This window comes from Polaromonas sp. (genome assembly GCF_016185115.1).
Classification (GTDB): domain Bacteria; phylum Pseudomonadota; class Gammaproteobacteria; order Burkholderiales; family Burkholderiaceae_C; genus Polaromonas.
On sequence record NZ_JACPOF010000024.1, the window covers coordinates 26,888 to 53,066 of the forward strand.

Here is a 26,179-nt window from a genome sequence, read left to right on the forward strand (position 1 = left end):
ATGGCCCCTTAACCCTCTTCACATGACCATGCCACACAAACCCTTTCTCACCGCATGCTGGCCGCACGCGAAGTGGCATACGTCATGAGCGCGTTGGACGGCATCGTGGAGTGGGTCAGGAAAGAAGTGGTGACGGCGCCGCTCACGCCCGTCCTGCACCCCTCACCCCTGCGCATGCGGGGGCTTGGACTATTCACCCTGGCCGGCCATCCGCTGTTTTACTTTATCTGGGCCATATGGTTGCCGCAACCCTATGAGAATCTGTGGCTGCGCTGCTTTACAGGCCTTCTAGGTTGCCTGCTGATCAGCAAACGGGTAAGCGGCCAGCCCTCCGGAGAATGGGCCGCTTACGTTTTCACTGCGGTGTTCTGGTTTGAATTGCCCTTCCTGTTCAGCTGGATGTATTTGTGCAACGGCGGCAACATGGTCTGGCTGGCGAGTGTCTGCAGCATGATTTCCATCTACTACTACGTCACCGACTGGCGTATTGCCACGGTGGGACTGGTTCTCGGCGCGGTACTGGCCCGCCTGCTTTTCCAGTTTGCAGGGCCAGCCGCCCCACTTCTGACAGACCATCAGGCACTCATCAACGCAGTGGTGATTTCATTCAGTGCGAGCATGGGACTGCTGCTGGGGATTTCTGCTGCGAACCTGCGGCGCGAGCAGCTCAACAATACGCTGACGACCATGGGGATCATGGCGCACGAGCTGCGTACGCCGTTGTCGACTGCAGCACTGATCGGCGACGCCATTGAACTCGAGGTGCAGCGTCAGCCCGACAATCCACGTGCGCCGCAACTGAACAAACTGGCGACCCGCCTTCATACGCTCGTACGAAACATGAATCACCAGATAGACATGCAGATTGCGAATGCCAGGTTGCTTCAATTGCCGCACCACACGGAAGAAATTTCGGCAACCGCCCTGGTGCAGGGCGTTGTGGCCAATTACCCCTATTCATCAGCCCGGCAACGCGACTGTGTTTGCGTGTTTTTACACGAAGAATTCGTGTTTCACTCTTCATTTACCCAATTTTCGCAAGTACTGGATAACCTCATGAAAAATGCCTTCCACTCGCTGATGGCTGCGGACTCGCGCTACCCTGTGGGCGCAATTCGCATAGTCGTGAACAAAAGCGAAGGACGCGGATTGATTTGCGTGGAAGACGATGGCACAGGCATAGCGCCACTGATGCTGGCGCAAATTTTCAAGCCCTTTTTTTCCAGCAACCGCGGAACCGGACACGGCCTTGGTCTGGCTTTTTGCCAGCAGGTGGTGCAAAGTGCGGGAGGCCACATTCGCGTGAAATCCGGGCCTGCTGCTGGCGCCATTTTTTCAATTGATCTGCCGTTGGCGGTCAAAAGTGCTTCCGGATCTTCCTGAAACTTACCTGGCGACAAAAATGTCTTTTGCACTTTATCGCCGCCCGGGCGGCGTGATTTTCCTCGATGATGACCCCGACTACCTCGAAACCCTCGCGGAGGTAATGCCGGAGGAATGGTATGTCCGGCTTTTCATGCGACCGGTATCCTGCATTGAAACCCTGCTGGCAGAACCCTCCGGATGGGAGACCGATGCATGGAGGCAGCAGGAGATCATCAACCGCTGGCGCGAGGGCGCTGCGCTGATACCGCAAATCCTGCAGTACTGGCGCAACGACGGCACGGCCCGATTTGCGCTGACGAAAGTCTGTGTCGTCGACTATTCAATGCCGGCGATGAGCGGGCTGAGGGTATTGAGCGAATTGACGGCATGGTCCGGCTCGCGCATATTGCTCACAGGGCGGGCCGATGAACAACTTGCAGTATCGGCTTTCAACCGCGGGCTTATAGATCAGTTCATTCCCAAGCAGTCCCCCGATATCCGGCAGCACCTGGTCAATGCCATCCAGGTCATGCTGCAGAAACCGGACCCCCGCAGCGAACAAATCTGGCGTGCAAGCCTGTCGCGCGAGCAGCATGCGACCTTGTGCGACCCGGCGGTCTCAGCGCAACTGGAAGATCTTGCAATCAGACATGGCTGGGTAGAGCACGTTGTCATAGGCGCTCCCTTTGGCGTACTGGCACTGGACGGCAAAGGACAGGCCGTGTGGCTGCAGCTTGAGCCCCTGCAAAAACTGGCCGAACTCGCAGAAATGGCGAGTGCAGAAGGATGGGATCCGGCCACTGTTGCAGATGTTGCCGATGGCAGGAAAGTGATAGACATGGAACTCAGGCAGGCACTGGGCGGAGAGCGCAAGGCAATGCCGCAGGCGGCGACCGCCCTGGTCTCTGAAAGCACGGCCCCGCTTTACAGTGCGCTGTTCACCATCCCCCAGAGTGACTGCCCGGGTGCGGCGCTTGGTCACGCCCATTTCGTTGCCAGCGCGGGCAAGCGCCAGGTACAGGGCTGAATGCCGTGCGGCTCAGGCGGCGCCGCCCAGGCGGACATTCCGGGCACGCCTGGCAATAGGCCAGTCCCAGGGCTTGAGCAGAGGCGCAATTTCCCTGCCCACGGCCTCCACATGACTCATCTCGGTGTCAGTCAGGGAGGAGTTGAGGGTGAGCCTGACCATGGCCCTGTTTTTGCTCGTCGCCGGCGCGCAGAAAATGGACCCGATCACGTCGCGTGCTTCCAGCGCATCGCGCAGAACCATCGCAGCGGGCTCCGACCCGGCTTCCAGCGAAATGATCTGCTCGGTGCCCTGGTGAATCGGGAAACCGCTGTCCGTGAGGCTGGCACGCAGGCGGCGTGTATTCGCGTGCAATTGCTTTCTTTGCAGCTCGCTGGCCTTGAGCACCTCGACCGTAGCCGCAAGGCCGGCAATTTCGTGCGGCAGCAATGAGGAACTGAAGATATTGGGGAAACTCGATATCAGGATGTAATACCGCATGCTTGCCGGTGCAGTAAAAAACCCCGCCCGTCCGGCCACCGCCTTGGCAAGGCTGGCCGTGATGAAGTGCACCCTGTCTGTCACACCCAACGCTGCGCAGAGTCCGGCTCCCTGGGGCCCATGCGAGCCCAGCGAATGCGACTCATCAACCACGATCATGCTCTCATGTTTTTCAGTCACGTCGAGTATTTCGGGCAGCCGACAGACCGCGCCTGTCGTGCTGTAAACGGAATCCACTACAACGACGCCGGGTCCGTGTGTTTTCATCATGCGCGCCAGATGCTCCGGGTCGTTGTGGCGAAAAGCGTACGCGGGCGCACGGGCCGCGTGAGCGCCTTCCCAAAGCGATGCGTGGGCGAGCGAGTCAAGGTAGATGGGTGTCTGTGCATCGGCAATGATCTGCAACAGCCCCATGTTGGCGGCGTAGCCCGACTGACACAGGAAACCATCTTCCTTCCCGACCCAGTTTGCGAGGTTTTTTTCAAGCTGATGCGCAGGGTGGGCGTCAAGCAGGAACACCCCCGACTGCACCACGCTTTCATTGTTTTGCGTGAGCGCTGTAACCTGCGCCCTCACGATATCGGCATGCCCGGTGACGCCAAGGTAGTCGTTCCCGTCCAGCCGCACAGCACCGCTTCCGGGAGCGCGGCCGTGAAGGACGAACTTGCCCCCCCATTGCTCGCTCCACCGCGGCGAAAATTCGCGGGCGATACGCGCCGACAGTGTCCTGCCAAGAGCGGGATTGAAAAAAGCCTTTTGGGCTTCGGGAAATTTGCGTTCTATGACTTTCATATGGAGCTCCAGTGTTAGGAACTCCATTGAAAGCTTTCGTACAAATTGGAACAGTTGCCACCCTGTTAGATCTGACAGGGGTATGGCCCAGCAATTACATATTTTCAAGAAAACGCAAACTAAAGACTCACAGCCATGACGCCTGGCAATGCCTCCGCCGAGGCTAAAAATGTTACTAAAAGTGCCTGCGGTGAACTAGTTCTGACGCCAGGGCAGACCATGAAAACGCCAGCCGCCCAGATGCCCGCGCTGCCCTATGTTGTCAGGGTCACCCTCGAATCCTTCGAGAATGTTGTAAGCGGCCAAACCCAGCAATGCCGCACATCGGGCAGCAGCCACAGACCGCACCCCGCTGCGGCACAGGAGCACAACTTTTTTCCCCGCCGGCACGGCAGCCGTGAGGCCCGCTTCGAACGACGGGTTCATGGCCATGCCAGGCCACTGCTTCCAGGCCAGCGCCACCGCCCCCGGTACATAGCCCACCCATTCGCGTTCTGCATCAGTGCGCACGTCAACAAGTACAGCCTCACCCGACTGCACCCATTCAAATGCGAGGGCCGGTGAAACGTCGCCCGCATAGCCGTCGGCTGGCTTGACGCCGGGTGGCGTGGATGTCGTCATTGCAATCTCCATTGTTGTTAAAAAATTTTGCAGGCAAATCTGGAAAGTGCAGTTTATGACGTTCGCCATCGGTCTGTCAGCCATGGATGCAGAATGGGGCAGTCACAACGACCTCGCAGGTAAACCCATGGCATCCAAAAAGCAGTCTGGCCAGAAATCATCCAACGACGCAGCTCCAACGACCGGGGACATGCTGCTGCAGGACCAGACCAGGGCGCTCGACAGGCTGGCAGCGGCCTGGCGTCCTCCCGCCACAGGCACAGAAAAAAAACGCAATACCCTGAACCTGGCAAAGCTTGACCCCTCAGCCAAACCCTTTTCCACCGGGGACAAAATGAAGGACATAGCAGCCACAGAGACCCTGGCTGCCGAGCTCGACGAGCTGCAAAATCTTTTTTATGCCGACAGGCGCTACAAGCTCCTGGTCATACTTCAAGGCACCGATACTTCCGGCAAGGACGGAACCCTGCGCGGCGTCTTCAGCCGCATGAGCCCGCTGGGCGTACACACCGTGGGCTGGAAAGCGCCTACCGAAAACGAACGTGCACACGACTATCTCTGGCGCATTCACCAGCAGATGCCGGCCGCAGGCGAAATCATGCTGTTCAACCGCAGCCACTACGAAGACGTGCTGGTGCCACCCGTCAATGGGTGGATCACGCCGGAGCAAACCGCACAGCGCTATGCGCACATCAATGATTTTGAGCGCATGCTCACCGAAACGGGCACGGTCATCCTGAAATTCATGCTGCACATCAGCTTCGAAGAGCAGCGTGAAAGACTGCAGGAGCGCGTAGACGATGTCACCAAAAACTGGAAGTTCAGCATGGGCGACCTGGACGCGCGCAAACAATGGAAGCAGTACCAGCAGGCCTACGAAGACCTGCTGAACGCCACCAGCACGCCCTGGGCGCCGTGGACGGTGGTACCGGCCGACTCCAAAACACACCGCAACCTGATGGTTGCACTGCTGCTCCGACAGGCCCTGCAAAAACTTGGCCTCCGCTACCCGCCGCCCGACCCTGCGCTCAAGGGTCTGAAGGTCAGCTGAGCCCGTCGCGACTGCAACCGGGCGCCGCCGGACCCAAGGGTAATTCTGAGCGACCCATCGGTAAAAACCCTCTGTGTGAGGTCTTCGGAATGTCAAATGATGTGTGTTCTTACGGTTAAAAATTACACACAGGAGACAAGCATGATCGAGACCAAGAGCCCACGCAGGCGCGGTTTACTGAAGGGCGCAGCAGTTGCAGCGGGCGCCATGTCGGCACCCATGATTGCCACGGCACAGACCACTTCGCTGCGCTTTCAGAGTACCTGGCCGGCCAAGGACATCTTCCACGAATACGCCAATGACTTTGCCAAAAAGGTCAACGACATGGCAGGCGGCAAGCTCAAGATAGAGGTGTTGCCAGCCGGCGCCGTGGTGCCTGCATTCCAGTTGCTCGAAGCCGTCAACAAGGGCACGCTGGACGGCGGCCACGGCGTGGTGGCCTACCACTATGGCAAAAACTCGGCACTGGCCCTGTGGGGCTCAGGCCCCGGTTACGGCATGGATGCCAACATGGTCCTGTCATGGCACAACTACGGCGGCGGCAAGGTGCTGCTTGAAGAGATCTACAAGTCCATCAACATGGATGTGGTGTCATACCTCTACGGCCCCATGACGACGCAGCCACTGGGATGGTTCAAGAAACCGGTTTCCAAAGTCGAGGACATGAAGGGCCTGAAGTTCCGTACCGTCGGCCTGGCGGTCGACATGTTCACCCTGATGGGCACAGCGGTGAATCCGCTGCCCGGCGGCGAGATCGTGCCGGCACTGGACCGCGGCCTGATCGATGCGGCAGAGTTCAACAATGCCTCCAGCGACCGGGTGCTGGGTTTCCCCGACGTCGTCAAGAACTGCATGCTGCAAAGCTTCCACCAGAGCGGCGAGCAGTTTGAAATCCTGTTCAACAAGGCCAAGCTCAGTGCCCTCGCACCAGAGCTGCGGTCCATCATTGATTACGCCGTACAGGCAGCCAGCGCTGACATGAGCTGGAAAGCCATAGACCGCAACTCCAAGGACTATGAAGAGATGAAGAAGCAGGGCGTCAAGTTTTACAAGACGCCTGATGCCGTGCTGCGTGCGCAGCTGGCCGCGTGGGATGCGACCATTGCCAAGAAGGCTGGCGAGAACCCGCTTTTCAAGAAGGTGCTGGACTCCCAGCGCGCTTTCGCACAGCGCACGGGCCAGTGGCACAACGACTACACCGTTGATTTCAAGATGGCCTACAACCACTACTTCAACCGCAAGAAGGCCTGAGCCAGGGCCTCGCAGCAGCTGGTTACCAGCCATCCAGTTCATGGGTGGCTGGTTTTGTTTTGGGGTGGCCCGCCGTGGGCAACAGGTGCTTTCATGACCGTGCAAAAAATTCTTCACACTGCTGACCAGATCAGCACCTGGGTCGGCAAGGCCGCCGCCTGGCTCATCGTGGCGCTGATGCTTCTTGTGTGTGCCGAGGTTTTCAAGCGCTATGCGCTGAATGCACCGACCGCCTGGATTTACGACGCCAACAACATGCTCTACGGCACCCTTTTCATGCTGGGCGGTGCCTACACGCTGGCGCATGACGGCCATGTGCGCGGCGACTTTTTTTACGGCAGCATGAAGCCGCGCACGCAGGCCACCCTGGACCTTGTGCTCTACCTGGTGTTTTTCATTCCAGGTATTGCGGCACTCACCTGGGCGGGCTGGACCTATTTCCAGGATTCGCTCGCCATACATGAACAAACCTTCAACGCCGAGCCGATACCGGTCTACCCGTTCAAGTTCGTGATCCCGGTGGCCGGCGCCATCGTGCTGATGCAGGGCCTGTCTGAAATGCTGCGCTGCCTGGTGTGCATACGCACTGGCGCCTGGACGCCGCGCCTGAAAGATGCACAGGAATCGGATGTCGTGGCCCAGCAACTGGCCGGCAGCGAATTTGTCGATGAAGAAGCCCGGCAACTGGCCATCCGTCAATCAGAAAGCCTCAAGTCATGAGCAACGCCGCACTCGGCATGACGATGCTCTGCCTCATCGTCGTCGTCATCATGATGGGTTTCCCCACGGCGTTCACGCTGATGGGCCTGGGCATGCTGTTTGGTTATGTCGCGTTTTACGACCCTGCCACACCATGGCTGGACAACAGGATTTTTGACCTGATGGTGCAGCGCGCTTTCGGCGCCATGACGAACGAGACTCTTTTATCAATACCGCTTTTTGTCCTGATGGGTTACATCATGGAACGAGGCGCACTGGTGGACAAGATGTTCCACAGTGTTCAGCTTGCCTTCCGCAGCGTGCCAGGCTCGCTCGCCGTGACCACCCTGATCATCTGCACCTTCTGGGGCATTGCAAGCGGCCTGGTCGGTGCGGTGGTGGTGCTGATGGGCGTGATTGCCATGCGCCCCATGCTCAATGCCGGCTATGACACGCGCCTCGCCGCAGGTGTGATCACCGCTGGCGGCACGCTGGGCATACTCATCCCGCCCTCGGTGATGATCATCGTTTACGCCGCCGTCGCGGGCCAGTCGGTCGTCAAGCTGTATGCGGCGGCCATGTTTCCAGGCTTCTTCCTGGCGCTGCTCTACCTCATCTACATCATCGGCTGGGTGCTCATCAACCCCAAAATTGCGCCGAAACTACCACCAGAACAGCAACGTGTGCCGGTCCCGCCCTGGCTTGCCCACATTTCATCGGCCTACTCACAGCGCATGCTTCCCGCCCTGGCAATGGCAGTTGCCTCACCAGGCCGGGCCCTGCAGGGTCAGTCCACCGGCAAGCCCATCACCCGCGGCCTGCTGCTGCGCAGCCTGTCAACCTCGCTGGTACCCGTGGCGCTGACAGCCGTGACGCTCGGTGCCGTCTGGTGGTATGTCGTGATCCACTCGCAGGAAGACAACAATGCGCCCCAGGTTAGCCTGCAGGCCAAATCCACCATCGCCCCCGGCACAACTGCAGCCCAGCCCGCCGCGCCGGGCAACAGTGTGCAGGAACCACCTGCCAGTGGCGTGCAGGAACCCGCCGCAGCGTCAGGATTGCAGGAGCCGCCTGCTCAATCCGGGGTCAGCGAACCACCCTCTTCTGACGGCGGGCTGCAGGCGCCGCCAGGTTCCGCCGACGTGCCGGAGCCCGCCGCAGCCCAGACCGCGAACGAGCCCATGGAGCAACTGGGCGACCCTTCGCAAAAAGGTCCGCAAACGGCGGCCGTGCCTGAAGTCTTCTACACCGGCTTCTGGATAGCCTGTGGTCTGGCCCTGCTGCTGCTGGCCTGGTATTACTGGCGCTTCGACGCCGAACAGTTTGAAATCCTGCGCATGCTGATCTCGTCCGTCATGCCGCTGGCCATCCTGACCTTCATGGTGCTGGCGGTGATTTTGTTCGGCATCACCACGGCCACCGAGTCCGCTGCGGTTGGCGCGGCAGGTGCCTTCCTGATGGCATGGCACGCCGGCACGCTGAACTTCCAGCGCATCAAGGAAGCCGTGTTCCTGACAGCCAAAACAACCTCCATGGTGTGCTGGCTGTTTGTGGGCTCTGCCCTGTTCTCGGCCGTGTTCGCCCTGCTGGGCGGGCAGCGTGTGGTGGAGGAATGGGTGCTGTCCATGAACCTCACGCCGCTGCAGTTTTTGCTGCTGTCGCAAGCCATCATCTTCATTCTTGGCTGGCCACTGGAGTGGACGGAAATCATCGTGATTTTTGTGCCCATCTTCCTGCCGCTGCTGGCGCACTTCCAGATCGACCCCATCCTGTGGGGCGTGCTGGTCTTCGTCAACCTGCAGGCCGCCTTCCTGTCACCACCTGTGGCCATGTCGGCCTTCTACCTGAAAGGGGTGTCGCCGCCGCATGTGACGATCAACCAGATATTCGCCGGGATGATGCCTTACATGCTCATCGTCATCCTGTGCATGGTGTTCATGTACATCTGGCCGGGCCTGACGCTGTGGCTGCCAAAATACCTGTATGGATAAACAAGGTATGCAAGATTATTTCTTTTCAGGGCGCGTAAAGCGCCCTTTTTTATGGCGAAAAGTGTAAGATTGACGTTTACGTAAACGTCAACATGATCCGATACGGATTATTCACGCCCAAAAAACGCGCCCGCCACCCCGGGCACCCCTCTCCGGAGACAAAGACATGACCGACCTGTCCGCCGAATACAAGGCACTCGCCAACTATCGCCCCACGCACAAGGTGCGTTTTGTCACCGCCGCATCCCTGTTTGACGGCCACGACGCCGCCATCAACATCATGCGCCGCATACTGCAGAGCATGGGCGCAGAGGTCATTCACCTGGGCCACAACCGCAGCGTTGACGAGGTTGTCACGGCTGCGCTGCAGGAAGACGCGCAGGGCATTGCCATCAGCTCCTACCAGGGCGGGCATGTCGAATACTTCAAATACATGGTTGACCTGCTCAAAAGCCGCGGCGGCGAGCACATCCAGGTGTTTGGCGGCGGCGGCGGCGTCATCGTGCCGCCCGAAATACGCGAACTGCAGGCCTATGGCGTGGCCCGCATCTTCAGTCCTGAAGACGGCCAAAAGATGGGCCTGGCCGGCATGATCGGCGAGATGGTCATGCGCTGCGACAAGGACCTCACCGGTTTCGCACCCAAGGACATCAAGGCCATCGAAGGCCATGGCGAGATGAACTGGCGCGCACTGGCGCAGATGATCACCGCGCTTGAAAACGATAAAGCCGACGCCGGGCTGGTTGAAAAAATCCGCACCCAGGCCGCCACCAAAAACATCCCCGTGCTCGGCATCACGGGCACCGGCGGCGCAGGCAAGTCCTCACTTACAGACGAGCTGATCCGCCGCTTCCGCCTGGACCAGAACGACAAGCTGCGCATCGCCATCATCAGCATAGACCCGTCACGCCGCAAGAGCGGCGGCGCATTGCTGGGCGACCGCATCCGCATGAACGCCATCAACCCATGGACTGTTCCCCAGGCAGGCAAGAAAAATGCTGACACTGGTCAACGCGTCTTCATGCGTTCGCTGGCCACGCGCGATTTCGGCTCCGAAATCAGCCAGGCCCTGCCTGATGTGATTGCCGCCTGCAAGTGCGCAGCGTTTGACCTGATCGTGGTGGAGACCTCAGGCATAGGCCAGGGCGACGCCGCCATCGTGCCGCACGTCGATGTGCCCATGTATGTCATGACGCCCGAGTTCGGTGCCGCCAGCCAGCTTGAAAAAATCGACATGCTGGACTTTGCCGAGTTCATCGCCATCAACAAATTTGACCGCAAGGGCTCGCTCGATGCATTGCGCGATGTCGCCAAGCAGGTGCAGCGCAACAAGGAAGCCTGGACCACGCCGACCGAAAAAATGCCGGTCTTCGGCACCATGGCCGCACGCTTCAACGACGACGGCGTGACGGCCCTCTACCAGGCGCTCAAGCCCCGGCTGGCAGAACTCGGCCTCAAGCTCGGCGACAGCGCCCTGCCACAGGTGAATGTGCGCCACAGCACCAACCAGACGCCCGTGGTACCCGCCGCGCGCACCCGCTATCTGGCCGAGATCAGCGACACGGTACGCGGCTACAAAAAGCGCGCCAGGGCCCAAGCCAAGCTGGCGCGCGAAGTGCAACAGCTTGAATCTGCTGCAGTCATGCTCAAGGCAGACAAGCCCGAACGCGCCCCTGCAGCCGAGGCCACGCTCGACCTCGCAGTCACGCGCAAGAACCGCATGGACGGCGACGCCAAAGCGCTGCTGGCCCAGTGGCCCGACATGCAGGCCGCCTACGCCGGTGATGAATACGTGGTGAAGATCCGCGACAAGGAAATCCGCACCGCGCTGACCACCAAATCACTCTCGGGCACCACCATACGCAAGGTGGCCCTGCCCCAGTACGAAGACCACGGCGAAATCCTCAAGTGGCTGATGCTGGACAACGTGCCCGGCAGCTACCCCTACACCGCCGGCACCTTCGCCTTCAAGCGCGAAGGCGAAGACCCGACCCGCATGTTCGCCGGTGAGGGCGACCCTTTCCGCACCAACACCCGCTTCAAGCTGCTCAGCGAAGGCATGGCCGCCAAGCGCCTGTCCACCGCCTTCGACTCGGTCACGCTCTACGGCAACGACCCGCACCTGCGGCCCGACATCTACGGCAAGGTCGGCAACTCGGGCGTGTCCATCGCCACGCTGGACGACATGAAGGTGCTGTACGACGGTTTTGATTTGTGCAACCCGTCGACCTCGGTGTCCATGACCATCAACGGCCCGGCGCCGTCCATCCTGGCGATGTTCATGAACACTGCCATCGACCAGAACCTGGACAAGTTCAAAAAAGACAACGGCCGCGACCCGACGGCGACCGAGGCCGCAAAGATCCGCGAATGGGTGCAGGAGAACGTGCGCGGCACCGTGCAGGCCGACATCCTGAAAGAAGACCAGGGCCAGAACACCTGCATCTTCTCGACCGAGTTCAGCCTCAAGGTGATGGGCGACATCGCCCAGTACTTTGTGCACAACAAGGTGCGCAATTTCTACAGCGTCTCGATCAGCGGTTACCACATTGCAGAAGCAGGTGCCAACCCGATATCGCAACTGGCCTTCACGCTGTCCAACGGCTTCACCTTCGTCGAAGCCTACCTGGCGCGCGGCATGCACATCGACGACTTCGCGCCCAACCTCTCCTTCTTCTTCAGCAACGGCATGGACCCCGAATACACCGTGATGGGCCGCGTGGCGCGCCGCATCTGGGCCGTGGCGATGAAGGAGAAATACGGCGCCAACGAGCGCAGCCAGAAGCTGAAATACCACATCCAGACATCAGGTCGCAGCCTGCACGCGCAAGAAATCCAGTTCAACGACATCCGCACCACGCTGCAGGCGTTGATCGCGATTTACGACAACTGCAACTCGCTGCACACCAACGCATTTGATGAAGCCATCACCACGCCGACCGAAGAATCGGTGCGTCGCGCCATGGCCATCCAGCTCATCATCAACCGTGAATGGGGCCTGGCCAAAAACGAAAACCCCTCACAGGGCGCCTTCATCATTGAAGAACTGACCGAACTCCTCGAGGAAGCCGTACTGCTGGAGTTCGAGCGCATTGCCGAACGCGGCGGCGTGCTGGGGGCGATGGAGACCGGCTACCAGCGCGGCCGCATCCAGGACGAGTCCATGCACTACGAGATGCTGAAACACACGGGCGAACTGCCCATCATTGGCGTCAACACCTTCCGCAACCCGCACGGCGACGCGGTGCAGGACAAGCTGGAACTGGCCCGTTCGACCGACGAAGAAAAACAGAACCAGCTCAAGCGCCTGGATGCCTTCCACGCCCTGCATGCGAAGGAATCACCTGCCATGCTCAAGCGCCTGCAGCAGGCCGTGATTGAAAACCTCAACGTGTTTGAAGTACTGATGGACGCGGTGCGCGTCTGCTCACTGGGCCAGATCACCAATGCGCTGTTTGAAGTCGGTGGGCAGTATCGGCGAAATATGTGACTTTGTGGGGCAGCCGGGTAGTGTCAAGGGAGTACTCTCAGAGGGGCCGAGATAGTTATCCTGGTTCCCCGTCAATGAAGCGTTGAGCCTGGCACCGCTGGCCACTCGCGTAACACGTAGGTGCCTGGATGCGCCGGATCAGGCAAATGCGCATAGACCGTTTTGCCTGCGAAGTTCTTCTCGACCACTTCCTTGACCGTTTCTTCAAGCTGGCCGAAAGGCGCGATTGCATCGATCAGCCAGACTTCCTCACCAGACCTCCATTCGTGAGGCGCTATTTTGGATTGTGTTGAGCGCAACCGTTGTGCGACCTCCGGACTGACCAAAGCCCAGGTGACAAAAGCATAGGGCAAGCCACCCTTGGTATAAAGCCGGTACTGATCCAGCACGACGGGCGGGAGCAAGGCCCAATCAATGTCTCCGACCAACATGAACTTCTTGACAGGGTCTCTGGCATATAGCCACATGGCCGGGCCAAGAATGGGCAGCTTGGCTAATGCGTCTTTGGCCTGGTCTAGTGCCGCCAGAGCTTCGGCGTTTTTATCTGTCATATTTACTGCGTATTTCGTTATTGAGTTATCCGAACCGGGAGTAAGGAATTAACCAATTCTGGCCCAAACAACTCATCGGAGAATTTGCTTCAGCTCAGGAGCAGCGTCACGCAACAATTCGACACTATGGACAGTGACAAACCCGACCCGCCAGCACCAGCCGTCAGCAACGCCTGGCTCTTGCATTGCGACGGCAGTGCGTTCCCGAATCCGGGCAATATGGGTTTGGGTGCAATCCTGATTGGGCCTGATGGCACACGCCACACGCTGTCGGAGACAGCCACCGGCAAGGGCTGCAATAACGAAGCCGAAGCGCGCGCCATGATGGCGGCGCTGCATGAGGCGAAACGCCTGGGCGCGGACTGCGTGCGCATCCACAGCGACAGCCGCGTGGTGGTGGACCAGCTCACCGGCGATGGCGGGCAGCCGATTGAGCGGCTGGATGCCCTGTTCACGGAAATGCGCGCGCAGCTGGCAGCGTTCAGCGGCAGCACCGTGAAGTGGATACCCCAGCACCGCAACAGCGAGGCCGACGCGCTGGCGCGCAACGCAGCGGGCCTGCCGCCCCGGCCCATCGCCAAACCCGGCAAGGGCCGCAAGCGCAAGGGCTGAACCCTGCGGGATCAAGCGCAAATGTAAAGTCAACTTTACATTTTCAGATGCCGCCGTAACCGAAGGCCTTCAAAAAAGCCGTCACAAGCCTTTTTTGACCATTTTCATGGGTCAAAACAGGCTGTAGACCAATAAATACGAGCATGAGCAGCTACAAATACGATAGCATCTCCAGCGTCATGTCAGTTGTCCAGCACAAGCTGCAGGGCCCTGACTGCCTCAGGATTGGACAGTGATGAGAGGTCACCGGGGCTGTCGCCGCACACCAGCGCACGAACGACACGGCGCATGATCTTCATGTTGCGTGTCTTGGGCAGGTCGCCAACCAGCAAGACCTGCCGGGGCCGGTAGGAACTGCCCATGCCTTGCACCACCGCCTCAGCCAGTTCCCGCTCCAGCGCAGCGTCCGCCGGCACGCCCGGCATGGGCACGCAGACGCAGACGATGGCGGAGCCCTTGAGCTCATCCGGCACGCCGATGACGGCGGCTTCCGAGATCTTTCCGGTGGCGGTCAGCAGAGTCTCTATTTCCGAAGGGCCGGTGCGCTTGCCGGATATCTTGATGGTGTCGTCGCTGCGGCCAAGGATGTAATAAAGGCCGTCCGCATCGCGCATGGCCAGGTCACCGTGGACCCACAGGCCGGGAATGGTGCGCCAGTAGCTGTCAAGGTAACGCTCTTCATCGCGCCACAGGCTCTTGGTCATTCCGATGTTGGGATTGAACAGGGCAAGTTCACCTATCTGTCCGTCCACCACCGGTTTGCCGCTGCTGTCGACAATAGCCACGCCGGCCCCCAGCCCGCGCAGGTCGAAAGAGCCGGGCCGTAGCGGCCCATGCAGGGTGCCGACGAAGTTGCAGCCACCGACTTCGGTGCCGCCCACGATGTTGAGGAAGGGCAGCTTGCGCTTGCAGACATGCTCGAAAAACCAGTGCCAGGGGGCGTGTGTCCAGACCTCACCGGCCGACACCGTGACGCGCAGGGCAGACAGGTCGTAGCGCCCGACTTCCTCGTCACCGTTGCGCATCAGGCTGCGTATCAGGGTGGGTGCAACGCCTACGTAGGTCACCTTGTGGTTCTGCAGCAGGCGCCAGAAGCGGCCGCTGTCGGGGTAATCGGGCGTGCCCTCGGCCACCAGCAGGCTGCCGCCGAAATAGGCCGGTATGCATGCGCACATCGCGCCCACCATCCAGCCCATGTCACTCATGAAAAAGAAGCGGTCGCTGGCCCTGAAGTCGGCACAGATGTGCATGTCGCGCGTCACCATAGACGCCAGAAAGCCCACATGGGTCCACACACAACCCTTGGGTTTTCCGGTCGTGCCCGATGTGTAGAGCAGCACCGACGGCGCTTCCGCATCCATCTCGGCCGTGACCATGTCGGTCGGCTGTGGTCGCACGGCGGTGGACCAGTCATGATCGCGCCCGGCGTTCATCGCGCACTCCGCTGCATCACCCAGGTGGCGAAGCACCAGCACAGTCCTGACGCTAGACACGGACAGCAAGGCTTCGTCCAGCACGGGTTTCATCAACGCGGGCGAGCCGCGCCGCCAGGTTCCATCGACCGTCAGCACGGCTTTGGCCTCGCCGTCGTTCAGGCGTGCAATCAGCGGCTGCGGTCCGAAGCCCGAGAACAGCGGCATCACGATGGCGCCTATCTTCAACACGGCAAAAAAGGCGATAAAGGTCTCCGGCAGGTTGGGCATGAAGAGGCCCACGCGGTCGCCCCTGCCTATGCCCAGGGCCTGAAGCGCTCCCGCCAGCCGGCAGACTTCTGCGTCAAATTCGCGGTAAGTCAGAGTGCGCTGCGCCTGCGGGTCTTCGCCCTCCCATACCAGGTAGGTCTGGTCCCAGGTTGGCGTTCCACGGTGCCTGTCGAGGCAGTTGAGCACGATGTTGGTCGTGCCGCCCACGCACCAGCTGGCCCGCTCTATGCCGGCGGAGGTGTCCAGCATCTGCGTCCAAGGTTTGTAGAAACGGAAGTCGCAAAAATCCATCACCTGCTGCATCAACCAGGCTGGATCGGCATCGGCGTGTTCACTGAGGGACGCCAGGTCTGCCTCGCCGGTTTTTTCAAGGAAGGCGCCGAGGTTGGAGCCAGCCATGCCTTCGGCCGACGGCAGCCATTCAAACGGGGGTTTTGTGAAGCTCACCGATGTCCTCTTTGCCTGGTCATTGCTGTCGCGCTTCCTTGCCACCCTTGTTGCCGGCCGGCGCGTACATCACCGCCGGGCCGAAGGGAAGTTGGGCGCGCGTTTTTCGCGCACGGCGGCCACGCCCTCTGCCGCGTCCTCACCCAGGAAGCACAGCATCTCCATGGCCAGCGAGCTTTCAAATATCGGGCGTGCCATGTTCATCCACCCGTTCAGCGAGCGTTTTGTCAGGCGTATCGCCTGCTGGCTTCCCATGGCCAGCTTGTTGGCCACTGCCATCGCCTTGTCCATCAGCTCGGCGCGCGGCACGCACAGGCTGACGAGGCCAATGCGCTCAGCCTCCTTGCCATTGATGAAGTCGCCGGTCAGCAGGTAGTACTTGGCCTTGGCAAGCCCGCACAGCAGTGGCCAGCAGATCGCGGCATGGTCGCCGGCGGCAACGCCTATCTTGACGTGGCCGTCTGTAACCCTGGCCTCTTCCGCCATGATGCTGATGTCAGCCAGAAAGGCAACAGCCAGCCCTGCGCCCACGGCGACTCCATTGATGGCCGAGATGATGGGCTTGTCGCAGGCCATCATGTTGTAGACCACTTCCGATGCCTCAGTCAGCGTTGTGGCCACAACCGCCGGGTTGCCAACCATGGTGGAGACCCACTCCAGGTCGCCGCCTGCAGAAAATGCCTGATCGCCGGCGCCGGTGATGACCGCGACCTTGGTCTCGGCATCGTCCGTGACGGCCGCCCAGACCTTGGTCAGCTCCCAGTGCAACCGCGCATTGGTGGCATTGAACACCTCGGGCCGGTTGATGGTGATGAGCAAGACGCCCTGGGGTTTGCGCTCGAATTTCAGGAACTGGAAATCATCAAAAGTCATTGCATATCCTTGGCGGTCGGTCTTTTAAGAAAATGGCAAGCCGGCATCAACAAGAGTCCAGCAACCTCATACGGGTCTGAAACGCGGCAGCGTGATGCCACCGCCGGCGTCTTCGCATACCAATTGCACGCGCATGTCAAAGTTCACACTGTCTACAGGCGCCTTTACCAGGGAACTGATCATGCGCGGACCTTCGTCAAGCTCGACCAGCAACACCGCATAGGGCACGTCCTGCTTGAAGGCCGGGCCTGGTGCGCGGTGCACCACGCTGAATGAATGCACCTTGCCCAAGCCGCTGGCGGGTCTATGCTCCAGACTCTCTCTGCCACACTGACGGCAAATGGCCTGCTGGTAAAACTGGATGTGGCCGCAGTCCAGGCAGTGCTGCAGCAATAATCGCCCTTCCTTCAGGCCCTGCCAGTATGCGGCGGTGTCCGCGTCAGGGACGGGAAGAGACTTGACGTGGGCATCTGCGGGATCGATACGGTTCACAACGTTACCTCCGTTCCGAGAATCGTGGTGGCTTGCGTGGCAAAACCTGCGCCCAAGCTGTGCACCAGCGCCAGCCGGGCACCGGCGACCTGCCGTTCACCGCACTCACCACGCAGTTGCTGAACGACCTCCAGAAAGTGAAACAGCGACCCAGGCATGCCCGGATGTGCAAAGGACAGCAGCCCACCATGCGTGTTGCAGGGGATAGTGCCACCATAGGTGATCTGCCCGTCATCTACAAAACGCCCGCCCTCGCCCTTGGGGCAAAAGCCCAAGTCCTCCAGCATCATGATCACAGTACCGGTAAAGCAGTCGTAAATGCCGGCCACGTCAATGTCCCTTGCAGAGTACCCGGCCATCGCATAGGCCTTTTGCGCGGACTGCACCGCGCCCGTGGTGGTCAGCGAAGGCATCAGGAAAACATGCTCGTGTGTGTAGCATTCACCCGCGCCCAGGATATAGACCGGCGGCTTGAGTGTTCCGCTTCGGGCGTGGTCTGCAGACGTGATGACAAAAGCTGCAGCCCCGTCGGAGATCAGCGAGCAATCCAGCTTGTGGTACGGCGTTGTGACCATGCCGGAGTTCAATACGTCGTCGACCGTAATAGGCGTCGTCATCTGCGCACCCGGTGTGCGGCGTGCGTGCTCGCGGTGTATGACGGCAACCTTTGCGAACTGTTCGGCGGTCGTGCCGAACTCCTTCATGTGGCGGTGCGCTGTCATCGCGAAAGTGTTGGCTACCGGAATGCCGAAGGGCATTTCGTACTGCTGGTCACGGCTTTCGGTCATCGCACGCAGGGCGAGGTCTGGCGACAGGCCCGTGAGCAGACTATCGGCGCCGACAACCAGAATATTTCTGGCCAGCCCCCCGGCTATCGCTGCAGCCGCCACATTGAACATCGTCGCCGCCGTCGCGCCGGACACCTGCAACGTGTTTGAGAACGTTGGCACAATGCCCATGTATTCGCTGAAGGCCACACTGAAACGGTGAAAGGACGCTGCAAAGGCAGCACTGCACAGCACACCGTCGATATTGCCGCGCACCATGCCCGCATCGGCCAGCGCGGCCTTTGCCGCCTGTGCGGCCAGCGCCATCACGCTCTTGCCCGGCACCCGCCCCACATCAGAGCGGCCCGCGCCCACGATCGCGGTCTTGCCACGGATGGTGGAGCCGACCTGCGGAGCTTGTGTCGCTGCCATGGCCTGAGTTCTATTCGGCAGCGATGCGCGCAGCTTTGACCACGTTGCCGACCTTCACCATCTCGGCACGCTGCAAGGCGGTGAAAGCCTCGGGACCGGTCGGACGCGGGTCGGAGCCCAGCGCGCGCATCTTTTTCAGCACTTCCGGATCCTTGAGGCTAGCGAGGATTTCATCAGACAAGCGAGTGGCAATCTCCTTGGGCAAACCGGCAGGCGCCCAGAAGCCTATCCATGCGGTGTAGTCCATACCGGGAAAACCTGCTTCAGCGACGGTTTCAAGATCAGGTGCCAGTCCGGAACGTTTGGCACCCGTCAGCGCGAGAGCCCGCACACGGCCCGTGCTCATATTGCCCTGGCTGCTGGCCAGGGGTTCGCACAGGACATCGAGTTGGCCTCCCATGATGTCGGTGAGGGCCTGCGGTGATGCCTTGTAAGGCACCTTGACGAGATCGACGCCGGCGATGGACTTGAGCAGTTCGGTGCACAGCAGCGCCGAACTGGTACCAGAGCCGTAGTTGAGCTTGCCGGGCGCAGCCTTGGCCGCAGCCACCAGGTCGCCGACGCTTTTGTACGGAGAGTTGGCCGGCACCAACAGAACAAATGGGGTGTCGACGACCAGCGCCAACGGTGTGAAGTCCTTGAGCGGATCGACCGGATGGCTTTTATACAGGTGCACATTGGCAGCCATGGTGGTGTTGGTGCCAATCATGAGCGTGTAGCCGTCGGCTTTGGCCTTGGATGCGACGGTGACCCCCAGCATGCCACCGGCACCGGCGCGGTTTTCAACCACCACCGACTGGCCGAGGCGCTCGGTCAGCCATTGCGCGATTACCCGCGCAACACCGTCCGTGACGCCACCGGCGCCCGCCGGCACGATCATCGATATGGGCTTCGCAGCGGGCCACGCCTGGCTGTGCGCAGGGTTCCAGGCCAGCGCAGCAAGCCCGAGGAAAACGCATCCGATTTGTCTCAATGTTTTCATGGTGTTCTTTCGGCTGAATGAAGAAGGGATGTATCGTTGACAGGGGAAACGGTAGCGACACGGCAGGGCCAGGCCGGTCAGGGCGGCTGCGCCTGTGTCCAGGCGCGTACCGCTTCATGGTCGTCGCCGAGGATGCGGCCCAGTACCTCGCTGGTGTGCTCACCCAGGGTGGGCGGGCCATTGCGGTAAGTGACGGGCGTGGCTGAAAAACGTATCGGATTGGCCACCGACGGAACGCTGCCGGCGCTGCGGTGCGGCAACGCCATCTGTATACCGCGGGCCTTGACCTGGGGGTCGGCAAAGACGCGGTCTATGGTGTTGATGGGCCCACAGGGCACATCAACCGCCTCCATCACCGCTACCCATTCGTCGATGCTGCGGGTGGCCGTGATAGCCTCCAGTACCGGTAGCAACGCAGCCGAGTTTTCAAGCCGCAGGGCAACGGTGCGAAAGCGCGGGTCTTCTGCCATGTCGGGCCTGCCCATGGCCTGAGCCATGCGGCGAAACTGCCCGTCGTTGCCAATCGCCAGGATCAGGTGGCCGTCGGATGCGGGAAAGCTCTGGTAGGGCGCAATGTTCGGGTGGCCGTTGCCGGTTCGCCCGGGCGCCACGCCCGTCGTCAGGTAATTCATCGCCTGGTTGGCAAGCACGGCCACCTGCACGTCAAGCAGGCCGATGTCTATCTGCTGGCCGCCGCCGCCACTGTCGCGGTGACGCAGTGCCGACACGATGGCCAGCGCCGCATACATGCCGGACATGATGTCGGCGAGCGCAACCCCGGCCTTTTGCGGCCCGCCGCCGGGCTGGCCGTCACGCTCACCGGTGACACTCATCAGGCCGCCCATGCCCTGTATCAGAAAGTCGTAGCCGGCTCGTTTACGGTAGGGGCCGGTCTGGCCAAAGCCTGTGATCGAGCAGTACACGAGGCCCGGCAGCTCGGCCTTCAGTGATTCATAGTCGAGCCCGTACTTCTTCAGGCCCCCGACCTTGAAGTTTTCCACCAGCACATCACACTTTGCCGCAAGCGCGCGCACCAGCTGCTGGCCTTGCGGCGTGGCGATATCTATCGCGACCGATTGTTTTCCCCGATTGCAGGCAAGGAAGTAGGCGGCGTCCGTGTCCCTGCCCGAGTCCTTGTCACGGATAAACGGTGGCCCCATGCGGCGCGTGTCGTCGCCGCTGCCAGGCTGCTCGATCTTGATGATCTCGGCGCCCATGTCGGCCAGCGCCTGGGTGGCCCAGGGCCCGGCCAGGACACGGGACAGGTCGAGCACCCGCACGCCAGCCAGCGGACCGGTGAAAGCGGTCGTTGCGGCAGCAGGCATCAGATACCCATGGCCTTGGAAATGATGGTGCGCTGTATCTGCGAGGTGCCCCCGCCTATCGTGGCCTGCATGCCTTCACGGAAGTAACGCTCCATGTGTGACTCGGGCAGCATGCTGTGGCCACCCAGAATCTGCATGCCCTGGCGGGTCACCGTCTGCAGGGTTTCAGAGGCCAGCAGCTTGGCCATGCTGACTTCCCGTGTACAAGGCTCATGGCGCGAGGCCATGTCGGCGCCGCGGTACACCATCAGGCGCGCCGCATCTACGGCGGTTTGCATGTCGGCCAGCATGTGACGTATCGACTGGAACTCGAAGATGGGCCGGTCGAACTGGATACGTTCGTGCGCATAACGCAGCGCATCGCTGACGGCCTGCTGGGCGTTGCCCACATAGGCAGCGGCAACGGCAATGCGCTCCAGCTCAAGATGGTCGGTGATGATCTTCCAGCCACCGCCCGCTTCGCCAAGAATATTTCCCGCCGGCACCACGGCTCCATCGAGAAAAATTTCGGTCGTGCCCGTTGCGCGCCTTGCCATCGTGGGCAACTTGCGGATGTCGACCTTGGGTGTGTCATTGGGCACCAGCAGCACTGACAACCCCTTGTGTTTGGCAGCTGCTGCGTCGGTGCGTACAAGCATGGCGATGACGGCATTTTTGGCTGCCGCACCCGAACACCAGAGCTTCTGCCCGGTGATGGCCCAGCCATCGTCACGCAGTTCGGCACGCGTGCGGGTACTGGCAGCATCAGATCCGGCAGAAGGCTCGGAGATGGAAATTGAAAAACGGATCTCGCCGCGCATGTAGGCAGGCAGGTATTTTTCCTGCTGCGCCTTCGTTCCAAACTTGACGATATTCATGGCGGTAAAGGTCGACACCATGAAAGCTGTTGCAAAGTCAAAGCCGTAGCGCGCCAGACCTTCACACATCAGTGCGTACTCAAAAATCGAGCCGCCATCACCGCCCTGGTCTTCCGGGATCAGGAGCTTGAGCCAGCCCGCTTTGGCCACTTTCTCATAAGCTTCATAGGGATACTCACGGGCGGTGTCGCAGCGCAGCACATAGTCGGCCCCGATTTCCTTTTCCATGAAACGGGCAACCGTTTCCTGCCAGTACTGCTGCTCTTCGCTCAGGAAGTTCATGCTGGCACTCCGGTAAATGCACCGGTCACGGGGATGGAGCCCGGCACGCGTTCCCGATGCACAAGCACGCTGAAGTCGCAGCTCATCACCACGTCACCGTGCTGGTTCACCGCCTTGAGCAACGCCGTCGCAACGCCGTGTTTGTCGCCCTTGTCACGCAAGCCCGTGATCTCCGCCTCTGAGTGAAGCGTGTCGCCGATAAAGGTCGGTTTGAGGAACCGCAGGTTGTTGACGCCGTAGAAGGCTTCGATGATGCCGCCGTCATAGCCGAACAGGGCATTGCTGATAACGAACACAAGCCCGCCCTGCACCACGCGCTGGCCGAACTTGCTCTTTTTGGAGAACTCGGCGTCGGCATGAATATCCAGCCAGTTGCCGGTCAGGCTGCAGAAATTAACCACGTCGGTCTCGGTGATCGTGCGCCCTCTTGAGCGGGTGCGCTGTCCCAGCGCGAGTTCATTGAATGGCAGGTTAAACATGTCTGTGAACACTCCAAAAAAACACTGAAATCCGTCCTGCATCCTAGGCTTTTATTCCGTTTTGTAAACATAAATTTCATTTAATAGCGCCGTAAGTTCGAATTTATCAACGCCGAAATTTTGAAACTCAACGAAATTTCACAAGTGAAAACTTGCTCTCGTGCTAGCATGAGCCGTACTACTGCTGCCAAATTTCTAATTTCATTTCTTTTTATTTTTTCTAATTTCGTTTTAAATTAACACATACTGGGACTTACCCCAATGCGCGCTGCAAACCCTGAAATTGACCGTAAAAACAATGCCGCAGGCGCCGATGCGGTACGGGTGTTGTCGCGCGGTCTGGCCTTGCTGAAAGCGTTCTGCCCGCGCAATGCGCCACTTACCAACAGCGAGCTCGCCGAATCCACGGGTCTGCCCAAACCTACGGTTTCCCGCATCACAGCCACACTCATGCGGCTTGGCTACCTAGACTATCTGCCCGAAAAAACCCAGTACCAGTTGGGTACCGGCGCACTCGGTCTTGGCTTCGGGACGCTGTCGACATTGGACGTGCGTCTGCGCGCACGCGAACGCATGCAGCTTTTTGCAGACCAGGAAGACCTGATGGTCGTGCTGTCGGTGCGCGACGCCATGGTCATGGTCTGCCAAGTGCTCTGCCGTGGGCGGGGCGCGCTCACAGTCCGACTCGAAGTTGGCTCGCGCGTCGCACTGCCCTACTCCGCCATGGGCCGTGCATGGGCAGCATCGCTCGAGCCCCCGGTGCGGGCGGCGGTACTTGAAGAGATCAACCAGCATTACCCGAGGCAGAACTTCTTCGCAGACATGGAGGAGGCTGCGGCCCAGATTCGCCAGTCAGGTTTTTGCATGACGATCAGCGAGCTGGAACCTGATCTGCTGGGCGTCGCCACCATTGTCAAACTCCCGCGTGCGCAAGGCCTATATGTGCTGGGTATTGCGGTGCCTGCTTTCCGATATCCGCGCGAACGCTGTGAAACGGAGCTTGGTCCAAAGTTGATGGCATTGCGGCAGCAGCTTGAGGATGACGCCTCGCAGCCGGCCGCATTGGCAACAACGTCCGGGAATACCGCCTGATGCGCCGCCGCACCAGTCCCGCCGCTACGCGTCCCGCCCCGGCTGCCGCAGTTGACTCACTGCAGCGCGGGCTGGAGGCGCTGCGCTGTTTCCGCCCCAGCGAAGACATCCTGGGCGCAGGAGAACTCGCCTCCAGACTTGATTTGCCGCGCAACACCACGCTGCGCCTGCTGCAGACACTGGAGATGCATGGTTTTTTGCGCCGGGTGCAGGGCACTGACGACTTCAGCCTCGATGTCGAGTGCCTGTTTGTGGGCCAGGCCTTTCTAGGGAGCTCACAGCTTGTGCGCAGGTCAGGTTCGGTACTGCAGACCATTGCCGACCGCTTCAAGGTGCACGCGCTGCTTTGCGTTTCCGAGCGAGAGGACATGCTTGTGCTGCAACACGCTGCGGGCAGTTTGGCCAGCCCATTGCCCCTGGGTGCGGGCCTGTCGCTGCCTGTCGCCACAACCGCATTGGGTTGCGCCTGGCTCTGGACCCAGCAGCCCGCAGTACAGGGCGAGTGGCTAGCGCGGCTGCGTCAGCACGCGCCGGCAGCTGGGGGCAGTTCACAGGCAGCCAAAATCTACCAAGCCTTTCACGACATTGAAAAAGGCGGCATCTGCTTCTCACAGGATGACTGGCGTAGAGGCGTGGCCATGATTGCCACACCGCTGATCATGCGCGACGGTTCAGCGGCGTCGATTGGTTTCACGATTTCTGGCGCAGCACCCGCACAGGCAGCCTTCTCTCCAGAATGCTGCGCGGCCTTGCGCGAGGCGGCCGATGAGATCCGTGATGCGATGCAACGAACGCGACGCTGACGTTTTCCAAAGGAGGCGGCCAGACTCGGCAAGCGACGCCAACCACCCGCAACTCAACCCAGCCACTGATACGGCCAGCGATTCATCACCGCCCCGCCAATCACCAGCAAGGCAAACAAAATCAGCGCCAGCAACAGCGGCTTGATACCGGCCTTGCGGATCGCCGACAACACCGCCATCGCGAAACTGAGCCACTATCGCGCCGGTCTGCGGTCAAACCAACCGGTCAGGCACAAAAAAAAGCGCCTCAAAGGCGCTCTTCTAATGACTGCAGCCCGCAGGCCGCATCAGCAAACCGGCTCAACCCTGATGGGGGCGCTTGCCTGGGTTCTTCTTGCTGCGGGTGTGTGAACCGCGCTCAAGGCTGATCTTCTGGCCGCGGCCGGTGGTGATGGTGTAGCCCTTTGGAGGGACTGGTTTCGGGGCGCAGATGTCGGCCTCGACTCGAATTTTCTTGGACATGGAGGACTCCGTATAAAAGGGCTAACCGGGGATTTTAAGCTATTACCTGTAAAGGAGCCAAAGGCATCCTCAGACGGGGGGGCAAAACCCAGCTAGCGGCTATAAGCCAGCCGCAGAACCGGCTTCGCCGGGCTGCAGGCGACGGCCCCCTCGGGGGGCAGGAAGCTACACGAAGTGAGCGACCGTGGGGGCTCACTCAATCGTTGCACCAGACGCCTTTACGATGTCTTTCCATTTGACGTAATCCGTCTTCAACAGGTTCGAAAACTGGTCAGGCGTCATGTTCAGCACTTCAGCGCCCTGGGCGTGCACGGCGGCCTTCATGTCGTTGGTGGCCAGCAGCTTGTTGACCTCGGCGTTCATGGTGGTGACGATCTCTTTGGGCGTGCCGGCGGGCATGAACAGGCCATACCAGGTGCTGACGTCGAAGTCCTTGTAGCCGAGCTCGGCGACGGTCGGGATGTCGGGCATGGAGGTGCTGCGTTTGGCCGAGGTGACGGCCAGCGCGCGCAGCTTGCCGGCCTTGATCTGGCTGATGGCTGATGGCAGCGACGAAACCATCAAATCGACATTGCCGGCCAGCACGTCCATCATGGCGGGGTTGGAACCCTTGTACGGAATGTGGCGCAGCTTGATGCCTGCGGCGGTGTTGAAGATTTCACCTGCCAGGTGAATGGTGGTGCCGTTGCCGGGCGAGCCATAGGTGACGGTGTCGGGCTTGCCTTTGGCGGCAGCCACCACATCGGCCAGGGTCTTGAAGCGCGACTGCACGCCGGTGACGATGACAACGGGCGTGTAAGCCACATGGGCGACAGCGACCAGGTCTTTGGTCGGGTCGTAGCTGAGGTTTTTGTAGAGCCAGGGCGCGACGACGAGGTTGTCTTTCTGGCCCATGACCATGTCATAGCCGGTGGGCGCTGCGCGTGCAGCTTCTGCAATGCCTATGGTGCCGCCGGCGCCGCCGCGGTTGTCGGGCACAACATTCCACTTGTTGGCTTCGGTCAGCTTCTGGGCCACCAGGCGCGACAGGATGTCGGTGCCGCCGCCGGGTGGGAAGGGAATGACCAGGCGGATCGGCTTGTTGGGGTAAGGCTGGGCCTGCGCGGCCGTGACCAGGGCCAGCGCCATCAGGCTGGCAGTGATGATTTTCTTGAACATGTTGTCTCCAGTGGATGTCGGGTCGGGAGCTGCTCTGGCGGCAGTCCTGAAAAGGGCAGGCGTGAAAGGGAAAGCCCTTCATTTTATTCGCCCGG

Annotated in this window: 24 protein-coding genes; 10 read left to right on the forward strand and 14 right to left on the reverse strand. The window is 60.4% G+C overall.

Annotation, left to right across the window (positions count from 1 at the left end; translation table 11 throughout):
* The first annotated feature begins 54 nt into the window (after positions 1-54).
* Both HYX42_RS18115 and HYX42_RS18120 read left to right on the forward strand, forming a co-directional pair.
* Positions 55-1,383, forward strand: coding sequence for a HAMP domain-containing sensor histidine kinase (locus tag HYX42_RS18115; RefSeq protein ID WP_293405707.1), 1,329 nt, complete (start codon positions 55-57; stop codon positions 1,381-1,383).
* Between the two features lie 19 nt (positions 1,384-1,402).
* The gene (locus HYX42_RS18120; RefSeq protein WP_293405709.1) at positions 1,403-2,392 is read left to right on the forward strand and encodes a response regulator; all 990 of its coding nucleotides are present in this window, start codon (positions 1,403-1,405) and stop codon (positions 2,390-2,392) included.
* Positions 2,393-2,404: 12 nt separating this feature from the next.
* Here HYX42_RS18120 and cqsA read toward each other — a convergent pair whose 3' ends face one another.
* Positions 2,405-3,664, reverse strand: a complete 1,260-nt coding sequence (cqsA, locus tag HYX42_RS18125; protein ID WP_293405711.1) for an alpha-hydroxyketone-type quorum-sensing autoinducer synthase — start codon at positions 3,662-3,664, stop codon at positions 2,405-2,407.
* Positions 3,665-3,859: 195 nt separating this feature from the next.
* Positions 3,860-4,285, reverse strand: coding sequence for a rhodanese-like domain-containing protein (locus HYX42_RS18130; protein ID WP_293405713.1), 426 nt, complete (start codon positions 4,283-4,285; stop codon positions 3,860-3,862).
* 190 nt (positions 4,286-4,475) lie between these two features.
* Here HYX42_RS18130 and HYX42_RS18135 point away from each other — a divergent pair, with 190 nt between their 5' ends.
* From HYX42_RS18135 to icmF, 5 genes are all read left to right on the forward strand, one after another.
* On the forward strand, positions 4,476-5,336 hold the full coding sequence (locus HYX42_RS18135; protein ID WP_293405974.1) for a PPK2 family polyphosphate kinase: 861 nt from the start codon (positions 4,476-4,478) through the stop codon (positions 5,334-5,336).
* Between the two features lie 141 nt (positions 5,337-5,477).
* On the forward strand, positions 5,478-6,587 hold the full coding sequence (locus tag HYX42_RS18140; RefSeq protein ID WP_293405715.1) for a TRAP transporter substrate-binding protein: 1,110 nt from the start codon (positions 5,478-5,480) through the stop codon (positions 6,585-6,587).
* Between the two features lie 93 nt (positions 6,588-6,680).
* The gene (locus HYX42_RS18145; protein ID WP_293405717.1) at positions 6,681-7,307 is read left to right on the forward strand and encodes a TRAP transporter small permease subunit; all 627 of its coding nucleotides are present in this window, start codon (positions 6,681-6,683) and stop codon (positions 7,305-7,307) included.
* The gene (locus HYX42_RS18150) at positions 7,304-9,277 is read left to right on the forward strand and encodes a TRAP transporter large permease subunit (protein ID WP_293405719.1); all 1,974 of its coding nucleotides are present in this window, start codon (positions 7,304-7,306) and stop codon (positions 9,275-9,277) included. The genes HYX42_RS18145 and HYX42_RS18150 overlap by 4 nt, the downstream gene beginning before the upstream one ends.
* A gap of 166 nt (positions 9,278-9,443) precedes the next feature.
* Entirely contained in the window at positions 9,444-12,767 is a 3,324-nt protein-coding gene (gene icmF / locus HYX42_RS18155; protein ID WP_293405721.1) for a fused isobutyryl-CoA mutase/GTPase IcmF, read from the forward strand.
* 71 nt (positions 12,768-12,838) lie between these two features.
* Here icmF and HYX42_RS18160 read toward each other — a convergent pair whose 3' ends face one another.
* Positions 12,839-13,318: a toxin-activating lysine-acyltransferase gene (locus HYX42_RS18160; protein ID WP_293405724.1), complete on the reverse strand. Its 480-nt coding sequence runs from the start codon at positions 13,316-13,318 to the stop codon at positions 12,839-12,841.
* Positions 13,319-13,444: 126 nt separating this feature from the next.
* Between HYX42_RS18160 and HYX42_RS18165 the strand changes: the two genes are divergently transcribed.
* Positions 13,445-13,930 (forward strand): ribonuclease HI family protein, encoded by a 486-nt coding sequence (locus HYX42_RS18165; protein WP_293405726.1) that lies wholly within the window; start codon positions 13,445-13,447, stop codon positions 13,928-13,930.
* Positions 13,931-14,112: 182 nt separating this feature from the next.
* On the opposite strand, the gene HYX42_RS18170 is transcribed toward HYX42_RS18165, so the two are convergent.
* The 8 genes from HYX42_RS18170 to HYX42_RS18205 all read right to left on the reverse strand — a co-directional run bounded on the left by HYX42_RS18170 (position 14,113) and on the right by HYX42_RS18205 (position 22,569).
* Positions 14,113-16,080, reverse strand: coding sequence for an AMP-binding protein (locus tag HYX42_RS18170; RefSeq protein ID WP_293405728.1), 1,968 nt, complete (start codon positions 16,078-16,080; stop codon positions 14,113-14,115).
* A 69-nt stretch (positions 16,081-16,149) separates the two neighbouring features.
* On the reverse strand, positions 16,150-16,953 hold the full coding sequence (locus HYX42_RS18175) for an enoyl-CoA hydratase/isomerase family protein (protein WP_293405730.1): 804 nt from the start codon (positions 16,951-16,953) through the stop codon (positions 16,150-16,152).
* A 66-nt stretch (positions 16,954-17,019) separates the two neighbouring features.
* Positions 17,020-17,445 carry a Zn-ribbon domain-containing OB-fold protein gene (locus tag HYX42_RS18180; RefSeq protein ID WP_293405732.1) on the reverse strand — a complete coding sequence of 142 codons (426 nt, stop codon included), beginning with the start codon at positions 17,443-17,445 and terminating at the stop codon, positions 17,020-17,022.
* A complete protein-coding gene (locus tag HYX42_RS18185) occupies positions 17,442-18,644 on the reverse strand; it encodes a thiolase (protein WP_293405734.1) in 1,203 nt (400 codons plus the stop codon). Before HYX42_RS18185 ends, HYX42_RS18180 begins: the two co-directional genes overlap by 4 nt.
* Before the next feature lie 10 nt (positions 18,645-18,654).
* A complete protein-coding gene (locus HYX42_RS18190; protein ID WP_293405736.1) occupies positions 18,655-19,626 on the reverse strand; it encodes a tripartite tricarboxylate transporter substrate binding protein in 972 nt (323 codons plus the stop codon).
* Between the two features lie 77 nt (positions 19,627-19,703).
* Positions 19,704-20,951 (reverse strand): CaiB/BaiF CoA-transferase family protein, encoded by a 1,248-nt coding sequence (locus HYX42_RS18195; protein ID WP_293405739.1) that lies wholly within the window; start codon positions 20,949-20,951, stop codon positions 19,704-19,706.
* Entirely contained in the window at positions 20,951-22,090 is a 1,140-nt protein-coding gene (locus HYX42_RS18200) for an acyl-CoA dehydrogenase family protein (RefSeq protein WP_293405742.1), read from the reverse strand. The genes HYX42_RS18195 and HYX42_RS18200 overlap by 1 nt, the downstream gene beginning before the upstream one ends.
* A complete protein-coding gene (locus HYX42_RS18205) occupies positions 22,087-22,569 on the reverse strand; it encodes a MaoC/PaaZ C-terminal domain-containing protein (RefSeq protein ID WP_293405744.1) in 483 nt (160 codons plus the stop codon). The genes HYX42_RS18200 and HYX42_RS18205 overlap by 4 nt, the downstream gene beginning before the upstream one ends.
* Before the next feature lie 261 nt (positions 22,570-22,830).
* Between HYX42_RS18205 and HYX42_RS18210 the strand changes: the two genes are divergently transcribed.
* Together HYX42_RS18210 and HYX42_RS18215 are read left to right on the forward strand one after the other, a co-directional pair.
* Positions 22,831-23,661 carry an IclR family transcriptional regulator gene (locus tag HYX42_RS18210; protein ID WP_293405746.1) on the forward strand — a complete coding sequence of 277 codons (831 nt, stop codon included), beginning with the start codon at positions 22,831-22,833 and terminating at the stop codon, positions 23,659-23,661.
* Positions 23,661-24,464, forward strand: a complete 804-nt coding sequence (locus HYX42_RS18215; protein WP_293405748.1) for a helix-turn-helix domain-containing protein — start codon at positions 23,661-23,663, stop codon at positions 24,462-24,464. Before HYX42_RS18210 ends, HYX42_RS18215 begins: the two co-directional genes overlap by 1 nt.
* Before the next feature lie 53 nt (positions 24,465-24,517).
* Here HYX42_RS18215 and HYX42_RS18220 read toward each other — a convergent pair whose 3' ends face one another.
* From HYX42_RS18220 to HYX42_RS18230, 3 genes are all read right to left on the reverse strand, one after another.
* The gene (locus HYX42_RS18220; RefSeq protein WP_293405750.1) at positions 24,518-24,643 is read right to left on the reverse strand and encodes a hypothetical protein; all 126 of its coding nucleotides are present in this window, start codon (positions 24,641-24,643) and stop codon (positions 24,518-24,520) included.
* A gap of 121 nt (positions 24,644-24,764) precedes the next feature.
* Positions 24,765-24,926: a hypothetical protein gene (locus HYX42_RS18225; protein ID WP_293405752.1), complete on the reverse strand. Its 162-nt coding sequence runs from the start codon at positions 24,924-24,926 to the stop codon at positions 24,765-24,767.
* Between the two features lie 192 nt (positions 24,927-25,118).
* On the reverse strand, positions 25,119-26,084 hold the full coding sequence (locus HYX42_RS18230; protein ID WP_293405754.1) for a tripartite tricarboxylate transporter substrate binding protein: 966 nt from the start codon (positions 26,082-26,084) through the stop codon (positions 25,119-25,121).
* Positions 26,085-26,179: the final 95 nt, after the last annotated feature.

Coding starts and splice junctions, on each gene's coding strand:
- HYX42_RS18115 (WP_293405707.1), top strand. CDS start 55: ATGCTGGCCGCACGCGAAGTGGCATACGTCATGAGCGCGTTGGACGGC.
- HYX42_RS18120 (WP_293405709.1), top strand. CDS start 1,403: ATGTCTTTTGCACTTTATCGCCGCCCGGGCGGCGTGATTTTCCTCGAT.
- cqsA (WP_293405711.1), bottom strand. CDS start 3,664: ATGAAAGTCATAGAACGCAAATTTCCCGAAGCCCAAAAGGCTTTTTTC.
- HYX42_RS18130 (WP_293405713.1), bottom strand. CDS start 4,285: ATGACGACATCCACGCCACCCGGCGTCAAGCCAGCCGACGGCTATGCG.
- HYX42_RS18135 (WP_293405974.1), top strand. CDS start 4,476: ATGCTGCTGCAGGACCAGACCAGGGCGCTCGACAGGCTGGCAGCGGCC.
- HYX42_RS18140 (WP_293405715.1), top strand. CDS start 5,478: ATGATCGAGACCAAGAGCCCACGCAGGCGCGGTTTACTGAAGGGCGCA.
- HYX42_RS18145 (WP_293405717.1), top strand. CDS start 6,681: ATGACCGTGCAAAAAATTCTTCACACTGCTGACCAGATCAGCACCTGG.
- HYX42_RS18150 (WP_293405719.1), top strand. CDS start 7,304: ATGAGCAACGCCGCACTCGGCATGACGATGCTCTGCCTCATCGTCGTC.
- icmF (WP_293405721.1), top strand. CDS start 9,444: ATGACCGACCTGTCCGCCGAATACAAGGCACTCGCCAACTATCGCCCC.
- HYX42_RS18160 (WP_293405724.1), bottom strand. CDS start 13,318: ATGACAGATAAAAACGCCGAAGCTCTGGCGGCACTAGACCAGGCCAAA.
- HYX42_RS18165 (WP_293405726.1), top strand. CDS start 13,445: ATGGACAGTGACAAACCCGACCCGCCAGCACCAGCCGTCAGCAACGCC.
- HYX42_RS18175 (WP_293405730.1), bottom strand. CDS start 16,953: ATGACTTTTGATGATTTCCAGTTCCTGAAATTCGAGCGCAAACCCCAG.
- HYX42_RS18185 (WP_293405734.1), bottom strand. CDS start 18,644: ATGGCAGCGACACAAGCTCCGCAGGTCGGCTCCACCATCCGTGGCAAG.
- HYX42_RS18190 (WP_293405736.1), bottom strand. CDS start 19,626: ATGAAAACATTGAGACAAATCGGATGCGTTTTCCTCGGGCTTGCTGCG.
- HYX42_RS18195 (WP_293405739.1), bottom strand. CDS start 20,951: ATGCCTGCTGCCGCAACGACCGCTTTCACCGGTCCGCTGGCTGGCGTG.
- HYX42_RS18200 (WP_293405742.1), bottom strand. CDS start 22,090: ATGAACTTCCTGAGCGAAGAGCAGCAGTACTGGCAGGAAACGGTTGCC.
- HYX42_RS18205 (WP_293405744.1), bottom strand. CDS start 22,569: ATGTTTAACCTGCCATTCAATGAACTCGCGCTGGGACAGCGCACCCGC.
- HYX42_RS18210 (WP_293405746.1), top strand. CDS start 22,831: ATGCGCGCTGCAAACCCTGAAATTGACCGTAAAAACAATGCCGCAGGC.
- HYX42_RS18215 (WP_293405748.1), top strand. CDS start 23,661: ATGCGCCGCCGCACCAGTCCCGCCGCTACGCGTCCCGCCCCGGCTGCC.
- HYX42_RS18220 (WP_293405750.1), bottom strand. CDS start 24,643: ATGGCGGTGTTGTCGGCGATCCGCAAGGCCGGTATCAAGCCGCTGTTG.
- HYX42_RS18225 (WP_293405752.1), bottom strand. CDS start 24,926: ATGTCCAAGAAAATTCGAGTCGAGGCCGACATCTGCGCCCCGAAACCA.
- HYX42_RS18230 (WP_293405754.1), bottom strand. CDS start 26,084: ATGTTCAAGAAAATCATCACTGCCAGCCTGATGGCGCTGGCCCTGGTC.